General features: G+C 63.8%; 10 protein-coding genes. 6 read left to right on the top strand and 4 right to left on the bottom strand.

Features of this window, described 5'->3' with window-relative positions:
• The first annotated feature begins 46 nt into the window (after positions 1-46).
• The 6 genes from map to KF796_12650 all read left to right on the top strand — a co-directional run bounded on the left by map (position 47) and on the right by KF796_12650 (position 7545).
• Positions 47-850, top strand: a complete 804-nt coding sequence (gene map, locus KF796_12675) for a type I methionyl aminopeptidase (protein ID MBX3587486.1) — start codon at positions 47-49, stop codon at positions 848-850.
• Complete coding sequence (locus tag KF796_12670; GenBank protein MBX3587485.1) at positions 847-3438, top strand: [protein-PII] uridylyltransferase; 2592 nt, start codon at positions 847-849, stop codon at positions 3436-3438. The genes map and KF796_12670 overlap by 4 nt, the downstream gene beginning before the upstream one ends.
• A 322-nt stretch (positions 3439-3760) precedes the next feature.
• Positions 3761-4642 (top strand): PhnD/SsuA/transferrin family substrate-binding protein, encoded by an 882-nt coding sequence (locus tag KF796_12665; GenBank protein MBX3587484.1) that lies wholly within the window; start codon positions 3761-3763, stop codon positions 4640-4642.
• A 64-nt stretch (positions 4643-4706) separates the two neighbouring features.
• The gene (locus KF796_12660; protein MBX3587483.1) at positions 4707-5810 is read left to right on the top strand and encodes a hypothetical protein; all 1104 of its coding nucleotides are present in this window, start codon (positions 4707-4709) and stop codon (positions 5808-5810) included.
• On the top strand, positions 5807-6655 hold the full coding sequence (locus KF796_12655) for a PhnD/SsuA/transferrin family substrate-binding protein (protein MBX3587482.1): 849 nt from the start codon (positions 5807-5809) through the stop codon (positions 6653-6655). The genes KF796_12660 and KF796_12655 overlap by 4 nt, the downstream gene beginning before the upstream one ends.
• Before the next feature lie 248 nt (positions 6656-6903).
• Entirely contained in the window at positions 6904-7545 is a 642-nt protein-coding gene (locus tag KF796_12650; protein MBX3587481.1) for an OmpA family protein, read from the top strand.
• Between the two features lie 13 nt (positions 7546-7558).
• Here KF796_12650 and KF796_12645 read toward each other — a convergent pair whose 3' ends face one another.
• The 4 genes from KF796_12645 to KF796_12630 all read right to left on the bottom strand — a co-directional run bounded on the left by KF796_12645 (position 7559) and on the right by KF796_12630 (position 19267).
• The gene (locus tag KF796_12645) at positions 7559-8251 is read right to left on the bottom strand and encodes a methyltransferase domain-containing protein (GenBank protein MBX3587480.1); all 693 of its coding nucleotides are present in this window, start codon (positions 8249-8251) and stop codon (positions 7559-7561) included.
• Between the two features lie 84 nt (positions 8252-8335).
• Entirely contained in the window at positions 8336-8875 is a 540-nt protein-coding gene (gene def, locus KF796_12640; protein MBX3587479.1) for a peptide deformylase, read from the bottom strand.
• A gap of 64 nt (positions 8876-8939) precedes the next feature.
• Positions 8940-9182 (bottom strand): hypothetical protein, encoded by a 243-nt coding sequence (locus KF796_12635; GenBank protein ID MBX3587478.1) that lies wholly within the window; start codon positions 9180-9182, stop codon positions 8940-8942.
• Positions 9179-19267 (bottom strand): hemagglutinin repeat-containing protein, encoded by a 10089-nt coding sequence (locus KF796_12630; GenBank protein ID MBX3587477.1) that lies wholly within the window; start codon positions 19265-19267, stop codon positions 9179-9181. The genes KF796_12635 and KF796_12630 overlap by 4 nt, the downstream gene beginning before the upstream one ends.
• Positions 19268-19284 lie beyond the last annotated feature (17 nt).

Genomic DNA, 19284 nt, shown 5'->3' with positions numbered 1-19284 from the left:
GAATTCTACCTGCGGGGGAATTCACCGAATGGGATAATTCAGCCCCATGAGCATTACCTACAAGGACGCGGAAGGCGTCGCCGGCATGCGTGAAGCTTGCCGTCTGGCATCCGAGGTGCTGGACTACCTCACGCCGCACGTCAAGGCGGGCGTCACCACCCGCGAGATCGACCGCCTGGCCAACGAATACATGGTCAACGTGCAGGGCACGACCTCGGCCACGCTGGGCTACCAGCCACCGGGCTACCCGCCCTACCCGGCTTCGCTGTGCACCTCGCTCAACCACGTGGTGTGCCACGGCATCCCCAACGACAAGCCGCTGAAAAAGGGCGACATCATGAACATTGATGTCACCGTGATCACCAAGGACGGCTGGTTTGGCGACAACAGCCGCATGTACATCATTGGCGAGGGCTCGATTGCCGCCAAACGCCTGTGCGCCGTCACCTTCGACGCCATGTGGCACGGCATCATGCAGGTCAAGCCGGGCGCGCGGCTGGGCGACATCGGCTGGGCGATCCAGAAGTTCGCCGAGAGCAACGGCTACAGCGTGGTGCGCGAGTTCTGCGGCCACGGCATCGGCAAGGTGTTCCACGAGGAGCCGCAGGTGCTGCACTATGGGCGGCCTGGCACGCTCGAAGAACTCAAGCCCGGCATGACCTTCACCATCGAGCCCATGATCAACGCGGGCCGCCGCGACATCAAGGAAATGGGCGATGGCTGGACCATTGTCACCAAGGACCATTCGCTGTCGGCGCAGTGGGAGCACACCGTGCTGGTCACCGAGACCGGCTACGAGGTGCTGACGATGTCGGCCGGCAGCCCGCCCACGCCGGCTTTCGTGAAGTGACCGACTTCGCAGCGCTGCGCGAGGAGTACCGCCTCAAGAAATCGGTGCTGCTGCAAAGCGTGCAGTCCGGTGGCGCGTCCACCCGCGGCATCCGCCAGCTGTTGCAGCAACTGGCCCGGCTGACCGACGACACCCTGCGCACGCTGTGGACCGAAGCCGGCTTTGACCCCAGCCTGGCCCTGGTGGCCGTGGGCGGCTTTGGCCGCGGCGAACTGTTCCCCCACTCCGACGTGGACGTGCTGCTGCTGATGCCCGACGGCACCTCGCCTGACGCCGATGCCGCGCTCAAGCAGCGCATCGAGGGCTTCATTGGCAGCTGCTGGGACACGGGCCTGGAGATCGGCTCCAGCGTGCGCACCGTGTCCGACTGCGTGGCCGAGGCCGCGAAGGATGTGACGGTGCAGACCTCGCTGCTCGAAGCGCGGCTGGTCACCGGCGAGCGCAAGCTGTTCGCCCAGTTCTACAAGCGCTTCCAGGCGGGGCTGGACCCCAAGGCCTTCTTTGTGGCCAAGACGCTGGAGCTGCGCCAGCGCCACCACAAGTTCGAGAACACCCCCTATGCGCTGGAGCCCAACTGCAAGGAGTCGCCCGGCGGCCTGCGCGACCTGCAGTGCATCCTCTGGGTGGCCCGCGCCGCGGGCTTTGGCAAAAGCTGGGATGAGCTGGCGCGCAAGGGCCTGGCCACGCCTTTCGAGGCCCGGCAGATCAAGCGCAACGAGGCCCTGCTCAGCCTGATCCGGGCCCGGCTGCACCTGATTGCCCACCGCCGCGAAGACCGGCTGGTGTTTGACCTGCAGACCGCGGTGGCCGAGTCGTTTGGCTACCAGGCCGAGACCGCCGACAACGGGCGCATGGTGGCCCGCTCCAGCGAGGCGCTCATGAAGCGCTACTACTGGTCGGCCAAGGCCGTGTCCCAGCTCAACCAGATCCTGCTGCTCAACATCGAGGAACGGCTGAACCCCAGCACCCATGAGCCGCGCCCGATCAACGAGCGTTTTGCCGACAAGGCCGGCATGCTGGAGGTGACCAGCGACGACCTGTACGAGCGCGAGCCGCACGCCATTCTCGAGACCTTCCTGGTGTTCGAGAACACCGTGGGCATCAACGGGCTGTCGGCCCGCACGCTGCGCGCGCTGTACAACGTGCGCGGCGTCATGAATGGCAAGTTCCGCAGCGACCCGGTCAATCGGGCCACCTTCATGGCCATCCTCAAGGAGCCGGTCGGGCTGACCCACGCCATGCGGCTGATGAACCAGACCTCGGTGCTGGGCCGCTACCTCTGGGTGTTCCGCCGCATCGTGGGCCAGATGCAGCACGACCTGTTCCACGTCTACACGGTGGACCAGCACATCCTGATGGTGCTGCGCAATGTGCGGCGCTTCTTCATTGCCGAGCATGCGCACGAGTACCCGTTCTGCTCGCAGCTGGCCTCGGGCATGGACAAGCCCTGGGTGCTCTACGTGGCGGCGCTGTTCCACGACATCGCCAAGGGCCGCGGCGGCGACCACTCCGAGCTGGGCGGCCACGAAGTGCGCCGCTTCTGCCGCCAGCACGGCATCGCGCGGGAAGACAGCAAGCTCATCGAGTTCCTGGTCCAGGAGCACCTGACCATGAGCCGCGTGGCCCAGAAGGAAGACCTGAGCAACCCCGACGTGATCGCCGCCTTTGCCAAACGGGTGGGCAACGAGCGCTACCTCACGGCGCTGTACCTGCTCACGGTGGCCGACATCCGCGGCACCAGCCCCAAGGTCTGGAACGCCTGGAAAGGCAAGCTGCTGGAGGACCTGTACCGCTACACCCTGCGGGTGCTGGGCGGCCATGCGGCCGACCCGGCCGCCGAAATCGAGGCCCGCAAGCGCGAGGCCCTGATCATGCTGGCGCTGCACGCCCTGCCCCACGACGCGCACAAGAAGCTCTGGGATTCGCTGGACGTGGGCTACTTCATGCGCCACGACGCGGCCGACATCGCCTGGCACACGCGCATGCTGTCGCGCCACACCGGCACGGCCCGCTGCATCGTGCGGGCGCGCCGCTCCACCATTGGCGAGGGCATGCAGGTGCTGGTCTACACCCCTGACCAGACCGACCTGTTCGCGCGCATCTGCGGCTACTTCGACCAGGCGGGCTTCAGCATCCTGGACGCCAAGGTCCACACGGCCAACAACGGCTACGCGCTGGACACCTTCCAGGTGGTCACCTCCATGCTGCCCGAGCACTACCGCGAGCTGGTCAGCATGGTCGAGGCCGAGCTGGACCACACCATCGAGAACCCTGGCCCGCTGCCGCCGCCCAGCAAGGGCCGGGTCTCGCGCCGGGTCAAGAGCTTTCCGGTGGCGCCGCGCGTGGACCTGCGGCCCGACGAGAAGGCCCAGCGCTGGCTGCTGAGCATCTCCGCGAGCGACCGCGTGGGCCTGCTCTACAGCGTGGCGCGGGTGCTGGCCCGCCACAAACTCAACCTGCAACTGGCCAAGGTCAGCACGCTGGGCGAGCGCGTCGAGGACACCTTCCTGATCGACGGGCCGGAACTGCAGCAGAACAAGGCACAGATCGCCATCGAGACCGAATTGCTGGAAGCGCTCGCGGCCTGAGTCCCGCACAGCCCCTTTGCTCAAGCGCCCGTCGGGGCGCTTTTTTTCAGCCCGTAGAACTGACAGGCCTAGGGTAAATACCTAAAACCTTTGTTAAAGCCCCGGGCTCGTCCGCATGTCGCCAAAGACGCACCGCTCATCGGCGCCGGAAAACGTCATTTGTTGCCACTTGCTATCAACTGTATCCGCGGTGATGCACCTGCAGACGTCCCCTGTCATCTTTGACAGGGGCACCTGCTGACCCCCCTTTGCGTTCGCCCTGCCCGCTCCCTACAGTTCCTCGCACAACGTGCCATGCAGGCACACCCAGGGAGGAATTGAAATGGAACGCTCATCCCGCGAACAGCGGAACACCCCCACTTCGCAGCCCGGCGGCCGCAGGGCCCTGTGCACGCTGGGCCTGGCCCCACTGCTGGCCGCACTGCCGGCCATGGCCGTACAACCGGTCGTCAGGAAAAGCGCCGCTGCCCCCTGGCGCCTCGTGATCAACGAAGCGGTCACCGGCGAGAGCAACATCTTTCTGTTGACCAGCCGCTACCAACCCATGGCCGACCTGATGGTGAGCGACTTCAAGGGCCAGACCATTGGCATCGAACCGGTGGTGGACATCAAGCGCTTCATGATCCTGGCCCAGGGGCCGACCAAACCGGACCTGATCTTCGGCAAATCGGTCAATCAGCTGGCCAAGCTGGTGCGCGACGACAAGTACCAGCCCGTCGTGCGCCGTGCCGACCCCTACAAGGCGGCGTTCATTGTGGACAAGAACGCACCCTACAAGACCCTGGCCGACCTGGGCAAGGCCCGCGTGCTCATGCCCGATGAATACGCCGCGACCACGGCGGTTGCCAAGGCGGAGCTGCGTCGCCACAACCTCACCGAGGTCGAGATCAGTCACACCAAATTCCAGGAAGCCGTCGCCCAGCAGGTGCAGGCGGGCCTGGTGCACGTCGGCGTCGTCAATCCATCCACGGCGCGCAAATGGGTGGAACAGGGTGGACGCCTGTTGGCCGAGACCCAGCCCGTGGTGAACTGGTCCGTGCTCGCCTCGCCCCATTTTTCCGCGGAGACCGTCGCCCACCTGCGCGATGTCTTGCTGCGCATGAACACCCAGGCTCCGTCAATCATGAAGGCGATCGGGGTCAAGGAATGGGCAGTCGCCGACCGCAAGGACTACATGGCCTTGCTCGAATACACGAAGGAGTAAGCGCATGTTCAAGACCCGACCCCTACCGGCCCGGCGCAGCATCGCCGCCACCTGGCTTGCTGTCATGGCCTGCACCTTGGCAACACCGATGCCATCACCGGCCGCCCCTCCCGCGGACCCGGCCGCCGCCCCGCCGCCCGCCGTCATCCAGGCGGCGCGCGAGATCGCCGCGGAACTGGCCAGCCACTGTCCGCTGGCCCCGGCAGGCGACACCGGCGCTTACAACGCCTGCCGCCAGGCCCTTTTCGGCCCCAGCGTGCTTCGTGCGCACCTGCCTGGCTATCTGATGTGGGGGCGGCAGAGTGCCAACCCCAACGCCACCCTGCGCCAGACCAACCTGACCCAGTTTGCTCCCGAGGTGTGGACCAGCATGTACGCGCCGCTGTTCATGTTCAACGGCCGCCACACGGTGGAATGGGTGCCGGAGGAGAAGATGTTCCTCGTGCGGCTTGAAGCCGCCTTTCGCAACCGGCTGGCCCCGGGCCAGTTCCCCTACCCGTTCTGGCATGACGAGGCCAAGTGGAACACCTACGAAAACGCGAACGCGATGATGCTGTGGATCGCTCCGGACACGGGCAAGGTCCGGGCCGCGCAGTTCACCAGCCGTGCGTCAACGTCCCTGCTCCAGCCCGTGGAGCCGGTCAGGCACGCCAAGTATGAAGGTCCCTGGCTCTGGACCGACGAAAAGGGCAACACCCAACCCGCGGTGACGCTGTTCGACGGCCTCTACCGCGCGGAGAACCCCTACATCAAGTCCATGGACCGCCAGTACCGCGATCTGGCGTTGCAGATGCGCGAGTCGCAGTGCACCAACTGCCACGTGCCCAACAACCCGGACAAGATGAGCCGGTTGGTGTTGCTGTCCACGCCGGCCCACGCGGCCGGTGAAATCGACCGGCTGATCAAGGCAGTCAAGGAAGACCGCATGCCCATGGATGACTTCCGCGTGAGTTATGCCTTGCCGGCCGAAGCCAAGAAATGGCTGCTGGACAGCGCGGAGGCATTCCGGACCACCGTGCGCGCCGCCCAGGACTGGGAAAACCAGGCCAACGGAAAACCCATGCCCGGCCCTGCCACCGCAGGCCGCTCTGCCCGGTCGACCGCCTCCGCCTCGGCGCTGGCGGTGGACGTTTCCTCGACTCTTCAACCCGTACAGGTGAGTAAATGAATGATCTTCCGCGCCAGTTTTCCCCGGGCCGTCGCACGGTCCTTCGCAGCGTTGCCGCTGCCGCCTTGTGCGGCTCGCCCCTGGCATGGGCCAAGTCCGCGACCGACAGCCCCTGGCGGCTGCTGATCAACGAGGCGGTGACCGCCGACCTGAGCATTTCCATGCTGGCCATGCGCTACCGCTCCTGGGCGGACTACATGGCGTCACAAATCAAGCTCAAGCAGGTGATGGTGGACCCGATCATCGACATCCGTCGCTTTGTGCAGCAGGCCCAGGCAGACGAGAAGCCGCTGCTGGTCTTTGGCAAGTCGGTCAACCAGCTGTCCAAGCTGGTGCGCGATCAGGGCTACCACCCGCTGGTGCGCCGTCCCGAGCCTTACAAGGCGGCTTTCATCGTGCCCAAGGGGTCCTCGATCCAGTCATTTGCCCAGCTGGGCGGCCGCAAGCTCCTGCTGCCTGACGAGTTTTCCGCCACCACGGCTGTCGCCAAGGCCGAGATCAGGCGCGCCGGCATCCGCGAGCCCTACATGTCGCACACGCGTTACCAGGACACCGTGGCCAGTCAGGTCTCCGCCGGCTTGGCGGAGGCTGGTGTCGTCAACCCCACCATCGCCAGGAGGTGGAAGGAAGCCGGCGGACAGATTCTGGGCGAGACCCAGCCCGTGGTGAACTGGTCAGTGCTGGCCTCGCCCAAGGCGCCGCCCGACCTGGTGGCTCGGCTCACCGAGTCGCTGCTGGCGATGAACAGCCAGTCGTCCGACATCCTGTCGAACATCGGCATCAAACAATGGGCCAAGGCCGACAAGGCCGAGTACCTGGCCTTGCTGGAATACACCGGGGAATAGCCTTCTGCGGAAGGGGGCCGCACTGGCCATGCTTGCCAGTGCGCGCCCGACTGCCGAGGGTCACCTGCCTGGCGTGGGCTTGACCTTTAATGCAAAATTATCTACAATAGATATCGGCTTAAGCACCAATTGTTATATATTGGCGCGTCAAGCCCTCTGCGTCATCCCAGCGGTGACCTTCTGATATCAATCAAATAAATTCTTTTGATATCAATAAGTTGGATCGATTTATTCATCCAGTTTATCTCGTGGCTGCCGCCCTTTTGCGCGGCACGCCGTCCCAGCCACCCCTGTACAAGGAGGTCAAGATGAAAAATGGCTATGCAGAAATCATGTCGGGCGAAGAAGTCCTGCGCAACTCGCTGGCGTCCGCCCCTGATGGCCGTCCCCTGGCGCGCCGTGTCTTTTTTGACGCCAACAGCTGGGAACTGCACGACGAGTTCCTGCCGCTCATCCAGGCCCACGCCGCCTACCTGCTCGCCAACCCCGACCGCGTTGCCGTGATTTCAGGGCACACCCATGGTGTGGGCAGCCAGCGCTATTGCTGGCTGATCGGTGAACGGCGCAGCCGCGCCGTGGCCCGCGCACTGGCTGAGGCCGGTGTGCCGTCGGCCCAGATTGCCGGCCTGAGCAAGGGCGAGGTCAAGGCGGGCCAGGAGCAGGAGGAGCGCTTTGCCCGCTACCGCCGCCGCGTCAACATTGAGTACTGTGCTGCCAGTGAAGTGGCCGGCAAGTTGATCCCCGCGCCCGGCGCTCCCGCCTGGTGGAAGGCCGTGCTGGGCCATGACCGGCCGGCGGCCACCGCAACGGCACGCGCAGGCACGCCCACGCCGCGCAAGCGCTACCAGTCCACCGCACGCAACGGCGAACGCACGGCGGCGCTGCACTGAGGCGCCAGCCGCTTCAGGCCTGCGCCAGCGCCCGGCGCTGGTAGGAGTGCAGCCGCCCTTTGTACGCGGCACCATCAGGCAGCGAAGTCACACGGGTTTCGATGTGGGAGTAGCCCAGGACGCCCATCTTGCGGCTGAAATGGGGCTGATTCCCGCGGTCGGGGTCGACGATCATCACTTCCACGACCGCCTGGGAATGCTGGTCAATGAACTGCGACAGGATCTGGGGTTGCTCGCGGTCGTACAGCACGTCGCTGCCAATGATCAGGTCAAACCGGCCCAGCGCAGGGTTGGTGCGGGCCCAGTGGGCGGTCTGGTATTTCATGGCCGGCAACCCGTTCAGTCGCAGGTTTTCCAGCATGAACGCCGCCGCGAGCGGGTGGGAGTCACTGGCCGTGATGTCACCGCCGCGCCGGTGCACCACGAGACTGGCCAGGCCAAGACCGCACCCCAGTTCCAGAATGCGCTTGCCACCCAGTTCATGCACGGCCATCAGGTTGGCCAGCACCTGCCCCGATGGCCAGAGCAGACCAAACAGTTGCCAGAACGCTGGCGGGATGCCCGCCTGCCCTGCCTCGTCGTCTGGATCATGGTATTGCTGCCGGTCCAGCAGCGACCGCACCGTGAGCGGCCCACCCACACCGGGAATGGATTCGAATTTGACCTGGTAGCCCGGCGAGGGCACCGGTGCGGGCGTGTGCGGCATGCGGAAAGCTTCCTGCGTGCATCACGCTGTGGGGATGGCCGCGAAGCGGTCATTGCTGGAGTCTACGCTGCTTTGGCGCGCAGTTCAGTCGTCGTCGGTCGCATCCAGCCCCGGGAACAGCACCTCGGTGAATCCGAACCGGGTGAAATCGCGCACCCGCATCGGGTACAGCTTGCCGATCAGGTGGTCGCATTCATGCTGCACCACACGCGCATGGAAACCCTCGGCCACACGGTCGATTGGGTCGCCATAAGGGTCAAACCCGGTGTACCGGATGCGCGAAAAGCGCGGAACCACGCCGCGCAGGCCCGGTACCGACAGGCAACCCTCCCAGCCCTCTTCTTCCTCTGGCCCCAGCGGTGTCAACACCGGGTTGAGCAGCACGGTGCGCGGCACCGGCGGTGCGTCCGGGTAACGCGGATTCACGGCGTCCGTGCCAAAGATCACAAGTTGCAGGTCCACCCCGATCTGCGGTGCCGCCAGCCCAGCGCCATTGACCGCCAGCATGGTCTCGAACATGTCACGCACCAGCAAGTGCAGGTCGTCGGTGTCGAACTGCGCCACGGGCTGGGCCACACGCAGCAGGCGCGGGTCGCCCATTTTGAGGATGTCTCGTACGGTCACGGTGGTTGTCTTCAGGCAAAACCGAAGCTTAACGCCTGGGGCGCAAATGCTGCCACCCGACCCGCTAAATGCCTGGGAGCGGAGCGCAGGCCGGACATCCGGCCTCCATCACGGCCAGCGCATAGCAGCCCTGGTCCTGAATATAGAACTCCACCTCGTAGGCCATGGGCTGTGACGGATTGCCGTGAACCAGCACAACGGCGCCCACCGCACCTGCCGGGATAACCACCGATCGCCCTTCGCCCACCACGTCTGCAGCAAAGGGCTCGCGCAGTCGAACGGGATCGTTCTCGCGGTGGACCGTCATTTCTTTGCCGGAAAGTCTGTGACCAGGCTCACCGCCCCCGCGTTGTCCTTCATGAAGACGAAGGTGACATCCACCGTCTTTCCGTTCGCACCGCGGATGGGAATCGCCTGCTCGAACATCTGGCCGTTCGGCGTGGCCTTGACAGGCACGGCCTTGGACTCGCTGAAGGTGATCTGCGAGGCCAACTGCTGCAGATTGCCCTTGTCGAATCCGAGTTCCTTCTGGAACCATGTCGCCTTGGCCTGACCCTGCGGATTCACGGTATCGAGAAAGGCATCCTTCAGCTTGTTCAACAGGTTGCCTGCGTTCAATCCGGGGCCGTTGCCTCCATGGCCATTGCCATTCCCGTGGCCATTTCCATTTCCATTTCCATTTCCGTTGCCGTTGCCATTGCCGTTGCCATTGCCGTTGCCATTGCCATTGCCGTTGCCAGGATGCGGCACCGAAGCGGTTGGCGGAGCCACCGCCACGGGAGCTTGCAAAACAGGCGCGGTCACCGGAACACTCACAGCTGGCACAGCTAGCGAGCTGGGAGCAGTAATGCCCTGCAGAGGCTCAACAGGGGTGACGGCGGCACTTGGCGCGACAGGTTTTTCAGTAGCGAGAGGGGACACCAATGCAACCGGCGCGACAGGCGCCACCGTCGCCACAGTAGCGACAGGCACAGTCAACGCTTCCGGCGCCACGAGTTCGACCACAGGGCCGGAGCCGGGTTGCGTAGTGCCAGTGCCAGGCCCGCTCGGGGTCGTCGTTGCGCCACCGCTACCCGTTGATCCAACAGCCCCACCTCCGTTGCCAGCCCCACTGCTATTTCCGGGTTGTACCGGCGGCGGCGCGGCCGGTGGCAGACCGGCCCCTACAGCTGCCACAGGCGCAGCCACGGGAGCAATCCTCTGGTCGGGCTGAATTCGGTTGATCTGGGTGATTTCCTCGACCTGCATCCGGTTTGCCACTTCGTATTGGCCTTGATCCACGACGCGCGCAGCGACCGCAGTTCTGGTGCCCGGGCTGGCGGCGCTGATACCGATCGCAACGATGGTGTGGCTGTCCGTGTCCGACACGGCCTTGTTGGTCAGCGCCTTGTTGCTTACCGGCGTCACGGCGTTGGTTCCGTCGGTGAACTCAGTTCCTTGGGAAGCAATCTTGCCTTGATTGGTATTGAGCGATATGGATCCGTTGCCTGCCGTGATGGTGCTGACCTGACCGTGCTTGCCATTCTGGTTTTCAAGCAAAACGGTCATGTCCGTTGCGAAACTGCCCCCCGCGGCGTCGGCTGCAGCTTCCTTTGCCTCCTTCGATGCAATATTGGCCACATACGCCTTGGAGTAGTTGGCTGCATTGAAGGCGTCTTTCGCAATCGCCATCTGTTCAGCAGCCTTCTTCGCCATCTTGGGCATTGATTTCACCCCCCCTGTCGAGAAGCTCGAATGCCCACTGGCATTAAACGTCTCGGTATCGGTCGCCTCCAGAAGCGCAATGCCAGTTGTCGCTTTCACGCTGACGCCGCCCCGAGTGGCCTCCACGCTGGCCCCCTTGGCTGTCAAGCTCGTTCCAGCCTTCAAGCTCACGTCACCGGAACCCGATGTGATGTTCACGCCGTGGTTGTCCACCTTCTCGTAAGACTGCATGCTGTGCCCGGTGGTCAACTCAAAGCCGCTATTGGACTTCTGTTGAAGGGAGTCACCGGTCGGGTTGCTGGCTGTGCTCCGCAGCTTCAGCACCATCGTTCCCCCAAGCCCGTCCCTGGTTTGTACATCCTGGGCCGCATCAAGGATGACTTTGCCATTCTGCGAAGTCACATCAACATCGCCAGATGCGTTGATCCTGGTTCCTTCCAGGCGCAAATCGCCCGCCTTGGTGCCGCCCGTCGTCACCACCGAAATGCCGCCTGTTGTGGCCGTGAGCCCGCCAGCGACGGCGGTCGTGAGGGTCCGATTGATGTCCATCGTATCCATCTTGCCAACACCTTCGGCCAGGGCGTCAACTTTGGAGTCCGGACTAACGCCAACACCTGCCCGAGCGTCGGCTGAATAAGCAAGACGATTGCTGTTGGTCTCCATCTTGTTCTCCGCAGCCTGGTAATCCAGACTCCCGGCCTTGATCTCGATGCCGCCGGTTCCGCCGGCTGCCATCTGAGTGCCCACCAGCGTGGTGTTTCCGCTGGTGGTTGAGCTGATATTTCCGCCCGCTTTGTAGCTGGAGGTCACAGCCTGTTTGAGGCTGGATTCCTTGTCTGTTGTCCCGCCAAGGACCAAAGCCCTGACGCCAACAGTCCCGTCCACGGTTCTACCGCCCATGTTCGATGAGGTTCCCGCGACGCCTGTCTGAGCGCCAACAATTCCTTCTAACCAAACTCCCGCATACACCCCAACGCGAGCGTCCACATTTGACTCACTCTTATTGCTCCACGCCTCGTCGTGCACCGCACGCTCTTCCAACGTGGTTGCCGACTGAATAATATTGCCGGTTGTTGCCTCGATCCGGGTGGCTTCATCGACAATTTTGTCCGTTGCGGTCCGGGTAACGTTGCCTCCTGCCGTGAACGCGTTGGCCAACACATTCTTGGTGCCGGAATCCACCGAGCCTTCGCGGTGATTCTCGCGCAGGCCGACGCTCACGTCAGTCTTGTTGTCGACCAGGGTTTTCGCCCCTGCACCTGGGACCATCGCAGTATCCGCCCTGGCACGCGCGTAGACCTGGCTTTCGGTTCTGGCATCAAGGTACACCCCCATCGTGTCCTCCTTCCAGGTTGTCTTTGTCGTATCCACGTCCACTGCCGCCAGGTTGGTAATGTCCTTGGCCTGTATCGTCAGATCCTTGCCTGCCGCAACTTGCGAACCCACGAATCTGGCCTGGTCAGCGGCGTCAATGGAAACACTGCCCGAACTCGATTTGATGGTGGACCCGGTGTGAGTAACCTTCGTAGCGTCCGTGTGACTCGATGCCAACTGGGCGCCCAATGTCACGACCCCATCATTGGCCGTCTTGGCGGTGGCATCCGCTCTTGCCGAAGCAACCGCGACCTGCGTAGCGGCCTCAGCGCTGGAATTTGACGTTCCATCAACGTAGATGCCAATTGAGTATGAACTGGTGTCGCTGACGAGGGTGCGACTATTTTCTCCCGCAAGAACTTCAATGCTCGTGGCTTTCAAGGCCACGTCGCCGCCTGCCTCAATCTCCGAACCCTGAATTCTGATGCCCGCTGGCCCACTGCTTCCGCCTGACTGAGCCTTTGGATTCTCCGCCCTGATGTCGAGGCTGCCTCCTACCTTGATTCGTGAGGCCACGCTTTGTTTGTTGATTTCCGTGGAATCGGTCGTTTCCTTCTCGAACACGGTGATCTCCTCGCGGGCCGTATTCTTGCTATCCGCGTAGGCCATCGCAACTGCACCTGTACCCTGATCCCGTGCCGCCGTATACGTCACGGCTGAGGACGATTCGTTGGTCGGGCCGGGGCCGTCCTTCTGACTACCTATGTTGAGAAACGAGGACTTTTCGGAATGGACGACGGTCGTTTTCTCGTCAAGACCGGCCAGTATCTGTACGTTGCCGCCAGTGGACTCCATAGTGGCGTTGTTCCCAACCGTCAAATCGGAACCCTGAATGGTCAGGTCGTTCGCCGCCTTGAGTTGGGCATTCCCGCCAACCTTGAAGGTAGAGCCGGCGTTGGTCCCCTGCTGCGTGTTGGTGGTCGTCGTCTCGAAGGTGGCTAGACTCCCCCCGCTGAACAAACTCGACGAAGAAACGGTCTCTACAGTGTTCAGCTTGTCCTGGGTGGCTCCGATGGTCAGTTTGCCCTTGCTGTCAGCCTCGAGATTGCCCTTGACGCTCACGTCGGTTGTAAGGAACGTCATGTCTGCGCCACTGGCCAGGGTCAGATTGCCGCCTGATTTCAGCGAAGAGCCGATGTTGGTTTCCTGCGTGGCGACTGTGACCGTGTGGGAACTGGAGAAGATTCCGTTTGGTGAGAACAATCCCACCGAAGAGTCGAATGATGTCGTGCGCGACTTGTCCACGATGGTGTCAAAGGTGATGGCATTGCCAGCCTTGAGCGTGGCATCCGAACCCGCGACCACCTCGGCCCCCGTCACCCGGATGTCCTTGCCGGCATCCAGCGTCAGGGCGCCGGTCGCCTCAATCGTGGCGGTCTTGCCTATGACCGTGTTGCAGAAGCTCGCATCATCGGCGCAATCGGTGTGAGCCAGCGTCTTGTTCACGATGTTGCCCTTGGTCGACGTCAGCGAAACGTCGCCGCCCTTGATGGTGCCGCTGGAATTGGTGATGTCACCGCTGGCCGTGATGTTCAGCGTGTTGTTGCCAACGAGGGTGGCGCCTTCGTTCTTCACCTCCGTCATGTTCGTCATGTTGATGTCGTCGGCTGCAATCACCGTGCCGGTCTGGATGCCGGCAATAGTGGCCTTGGAAAGGTAGACCACCGGCGTCAACACGTCCTCGCCCTTTACATTGACTATCACCATCCACACCACGTCGTGGCCGAGCGCCGCGATCTGCGCTTGCGTTGGCGCCACACCCCAGGTGAACCCGAGGCGCGTGGCCTCGGTGGCGCCTTGCGCCATCAGGGACCGCAGCAAGTCCGTCTCGGACGCGTAACCGGCGAGCAGGTTTCGGCCGGTCTCCGCCACCAGTTGCTGGCGGATCAGGTAAGCCTCGTAGTTGGAATCACCCAGTCGCTTTGTCAGCGTGTCGGGGTTCAGCCCAAACTGGGTCGCGAGATAGGAGGAGCCATACAGGTTGCTGCCGGCGGAGAACAGCGGATTGGTCTCGATCAGGTATTGAGCTGACGGGCCCTGTCCGGGCACGAAGTAGCCATTTGGATTGGTCGGCAACTGGACAGTGACGCCGCCGAACTGCACGGACGAGGTTCCACCCACCGGCGAGGCGTTGATGGCCGGGGCCGTGCCTCCTGCCAGCGAGATGCCGGAGGCGCCACCCGTGGGCGACGCGCCGCCGGCCGCGGGGGCCCCGCTTGCGGGCGCCGCGCCGCTGACCGCGGGTGCACCGCTGGCTGCAGCCGCGCCCGTTGCGCTGCGCGAAGCCGGCGTGGCGCCGTAGGCGGCGCCCGTAATGCTGAGGCCAAAGCCCGAGGCGTTGAGGCTGCCGGCAAAGATGCCGGCGTTGCGGGTCGTGACCACGCCCTGGCTGGTCAGCTGATCCAGCTGCTCATTTCTCTTCACATGATCGTCGTAGGTGAGCGGCCCCAAAGCCACCCAGTGCGTGTAGATCTCCCAGGTGTGTCGATGCTCCTGATAACCCAGAGAGAGGCTGTCGTTGGTGAAGCTGCCGCTGCCTTGCAGATTGACGGTTGGCGCCGAGATGTTGCTGCCCAGGTTGGTTCCGCTGGTGAAATTGCGGATGGTGATGGTCGAGCCGCCAATGATCTGGGGCGTGAATGCTGGGGCATCGCCTGCGTACTGTTGTTCCATGCGCCAGGTGTCTTTCCAGTACTGCGTTTCATAGTTGTCCGGAAAGGAATACCAGCCATCCGTTTGGTAGTTGTCTGCGGCTGTCGTAGACACCTTGACCCAGCTTCGCGTATCCCCCCCCGTGACTTCATTCTTGAATGTCGGGGCACTGATCGTGACGTTCGATCCTGCGCGGATCATGCTGTTGTTGGTGAAAGTACCGCTGGTGGTCAGGGTGATGCTGCCATCGGCATCGATCGTGCCTTGCGGGGCTGCCAACGTGGCGGCATTGGTGAAGTTACCGCTGGTCGCTGTGGCGGTCAGGTTTCCGCCAGCGTAGAGGGCTCCTGTATTGGTGAAACTCGTTGCGGCTGTGGCAGTCAGATCACCCAGCGCAGAAATGCCGCCTGTTGCGGTGTTTGAAATCGCCCCACCACTGTTGACCACCAGGTTGCCACCCGAGTGCAGTGCGCCCTTGTTGGTCAGCGCACCCGCCGTGGTGATGGTCGTGGTGCCGCCTGCCGTCGCCCCGACGATGCGCGCGGTGGAGCCCCCCACGGTCAAGGCGGTGGCGTCCACAGACATGTTGCCCGTTGAACTTAGCGCGCCGCTGGTGCCGAGGTTGAGGGTATTGGTGCTGATGTCCACCGTGCCACCCAGCATGGTCGCACCGGCGCCAAAATTGACGTGATCAAGTCGGCCTCCGCTTTGCCCCTTGATGTCGAGCAGGCCACCCGCTTCCATCTTGCCGTTGTTGGTGACGCCCTGGGCATCCGCACCCCGCACAGTCAGGCCGCCTCCGGCGAGAACGGTGCCACCATTGGTGAACGTGGTGTCAAAGTTGAGGCTGGCGGCCCCCGCCGACTGCAAGGTGCCGCTATTGGCGATGGTCTTTGTCGTGACGGTACCGCTGCCACCGCCGACAGTCGACAGCGTCAGCGTGCCGCTATTGGTGACCGCGTTGGCAACATTCACAATCGCACCATTCCCGCCCTGGATGGTGCCCGCATTATTCAGGTCGGCTGAAGTGAGCGTCAATTGATCGGCCAGCAGTTTTCCAGCCGTGTTGCTCAGCGTGGTGGTCGCGGTCAGCGTGGCCGAACCCGCCGACTGCAAGGTGCCGCTGTTGGTGATCTGGTTGGCCACCAGGCTGCCGCTGCCACCGCTTGACGTCGACAAGGTCAGAACACCGCTGTTGTTGGCCGTGTTGGTCACCGTGGCCGTGGCGCTGGTGGCGCCCTGCAGCGTGCCGGCGTTGGTCAAATCGGCAGACGTCAGGGTCAGCTGGTCAGCCAGTACCTTGCCCGTGCCGGTGTTGCTCACCGAGGTGGCCACATTCAGATTGGCCGTCCCGGCAGACTGAAGAATCCCGCTGTTGGTTACCTGGTTGGCCGTGACTGTCCCGCCCGAGGCGTTGCTCGTGGTGAGGGTGAGGACGCCGCCAGTGCTGTTGGTGAGCGCATGGGTGACCGAGACCGTGGCGCTGGTCCCTCCCTGGATCGTGCCGCCGTTGTTCAGGTCGGCCGAGTTCAGGCTGAGCTGGTCGGCCAGCAGGACGCCCGCCGTGTTGTTCAGTGCGGATGTGGCGTTGAGCGTGGCCAGGCCGGACGACTGCAGCATGCCGCTGTTGGTGATCTGGTTGGCAGTCACGGTTCCGCTGCCGCCCGCGGTGGTGGACAGGATCAGCGTCCCGCTGTTGTTGAAGCCATTGGTGGCGGACACCGAGGTGCCCACACTGCCCTGGACAATGCCCGCGTTGTCCATGTCTGCGGAAGTCAGGTTCAGCTGCGCTGCCAGCACCTTGCCTCCGGTCACACTCAGGTTGGTCGTGGCGTTCAGAGTCGCTGTGCCTGACGACTGCAGTGTGCCGCTGTTGGTGATGTGATTGGCATTGACGCTGCCACTGCCGCCTGTGGCAGTCGACAGGATCAGGGTGCCGCTGTTGTTGACGCCGTTGGTGGCGCTGACCGTTGCGCGAGTGGCCCCCTGGATGGCGCCCGCGTTGCTCAGGTCGGCCGAGATCAGGGTCAACTGGTCGGCCAACAACTTGCCCGCGGTGTTGTTCAGCGATCCACTGGCCGTGAGCGTTGCGGCGCCCGAGGACTGCAGCGTCCCGCTGTTGGTGATTTGGCCCGCAGTGACCGTGCCACCGCCAGCCGCGTCATTCGACAGGATGAGGGTACCGCTGTTGTTGACCGTGTCGGACGCTTTCACAGTGGCCAGGGCGTTGCCCTGGATGATGCCAGCATTGCCGATGTATCTGGATTCCAGTTTCAGTTGCTCGGCCAGGAGCTTGCCCGTGGCGGTGTTGCTCAGCGAGTCGGTGGCCTTGATCGTCGCGGTACCCGCCGACTGAAGGGTCCCGGAATTGTTGATCGTGCTGGCCGTGAGCGCGCCACTGCCATCGGCCGCCGCGGAAAGAATCAATGTCCCGCTGTTGCTGGCGGTTCCGGCCACGGTCACGGTCGCTCCCGTGCTGCCCTGCAGGATGCCGGCGTTGCTGAGCGACGCGGTTGAAAGGTTCACCTGGTCGGCAATCACCTTGGCATCCGCATGGTTGACCAGGTCCAGGGCAGCGCCAGACACGGCCAGGGCGACGCCAGCCTGCAAGACGCCTTGCGCGTTGTTGTCCAGTTGCAGTGGACTGCTGCTGGCATCTACCGTGAGGTTTCGGCCTGCCAGCACCTTGCCGCTGTTGGTCATGACAGGGCCGGTGAACTGCAGCGTGAGGTCCTGGTTCGCCTGCAGGGTGCCGCTGTTGTTCAGCGAGCCGAGGTTCAGCACGGCCGATGTGCCCGCGTTCGCCGAGGCAATGAGAGCTCCCGAATTGGTCAGGCTGCCCACCGAGAGCGTCGAGCCTGCGGTGCCCTGCATGGTCCCGCTGTTGGCAACCTGACTGGCCTGGACATTCAACGCGGCGTCGGCCAGGATGATGCCGTCGCTCTGGTTGACAAGGCTCCCGCCAGCTCCGCCTGTCCGGTCGGCAATGGACACATTGTTCCGCGCATACAGCGAGCCACTGTTGTTCAGTGTGCCGTCCATCCGCGTGACCAGGTCCCCGACGAGCGCGGCAACTGTGCCCGCGTTGCGCATGCCATTGCCGGCGGTCAGCGCCACATGGCCCGTCGAGGACTGCACAGCCTGCCCCTGGGCGGCGGCGGTGCTGATCTGGCCTGATGCCGTCAGCGACAGATCGCCGGTGGACGAGACCGTGGCCTTGCCGAGTGCCAAGTCACCCGCGGTGGTGGCGACGCTCAATGCGTTGCCCGCCGACAGCGTGGCGCCTGCCGCCGCGACCTGCAACGAGCCCAGGCTGGCAGCGAGGTTGCCTCCGGTACCCCACGACACGCCATCCAGCAGGGCGGCACCGCTCGCGTTCAGGCTCACGCCGCCCGTGCCATAGCGCTTGTTGTTGTCGGCGATTGTGCTGGCGCTGGCGGTGTCACTGAGCGCTGATGCATTCACGTTCAGTTTGGCCCCCGCCACCAGAACGCCTCCGTTCAGGAGCACGCCCCCGTTGGGCCCGCTCGCCTGCAGCGTCAGGTCACCCGTGGAAGAAAGTTGGGCATCGATCAGGCTCAGGGCGTCGGTGCCCTCTGCGCTGCTGGCCAGCGTCACATGGCGCTGGGTCGCCACCTTGCCGAGAATTTCAACTTTGCCGGCGCTGCTGAGGCTGAAGTCGTCGGCGCTGGCGGCCATGTCGCCTTGCATGCGCACACCCACGCCAGCCTCGGTGGCAATGACACGGATGCGGCCACTGTACATGCCGCCCAATGCAGAAGCGTCGATCGCGTAGGACGGCGCGGCGTCAGTGCCCGCCCCGGCATCACCAGTCACCGCCCGCGTGGCATAGCTCCATTGGTTGAGACCGGTTGTCAGCCCCAGGCTGCCCTGGGCCGCCACGTTGATCTGCCCATCCACCTTGATGGAGCGCGTGACGAGGTCAAGAATCTGCTGCGCGCTGGCGTTCAGCCCCAGGCCGTTGATGAGAATGTCACCGCGATTGACCGTGAAGCCCGTGAGGCTGCCATCGGCGGCAATGCCTGGCAGTCCGGTCGTCAGGGTGACCCTGTCGGTGTTGAGGAAGCCACAGCCCGAACAGGTAATGCCATACGGGTTGGCCACAATGACGTCGGCCTTGTTGCCCAGCACCTCGGTAAAGCCCGCCAGCGTACTGCGGTTGGGTGCCACGACCTGGTTCAGGATCACCTGGGCTGGCGCGCCCAGGTTCAGGTTGCCCATGACGTGGCCAGCCAGCTGGGACTGCGCACCCAGGACCCCCGGGGTGTTGTTCAGAACCAGGCCGCGAGCGTCCACGTTGTACTGCAGGTACTGGTTATTCGACAGGCCCGCGGCATTGGGGTTGTTGATATTGATCACAGGCACCCCGTTGGGGTTCAGGTAGGCCTGCGTGTTGCCCCCGGCGGGCACGATAGTGCTCGCGACCGGCAAGGTCTGCGCCGAAGCATCCAGCGCCACCCCGCCGCTCCATGCGATCCCTGTTGCAAAAGCCAGCGTGCTGGCAAGGCGGCTTGCGGGACCCGATGCCGAACGGCTGCTCTTGGAGCGGCCGCTGGCCGTTTCGGGCGCCACGATGTAGGCCCCCCGTGACTCACTCCACACCAGCCGGAAAGAACGATTGATCGCAGCGTGCTTGTACATGGCAATGACCTCGAGGG

Origin of the sequence: Ramlibacter sp. (assembly GCA_019635435.1) — a bacterium.
In the GTDB taxonomy this organism is placed as follows: domain Bacteria; phylum Pseudomonadota; class Gammaproteobacteria; order Burkholderiales; family Burkholderiaceae_C; genus JAHBZM01.
Note: the sequence above shows the minus strand (reverse complement) of the source record. Positions and strands in the feature narration are given on the sequence as shown.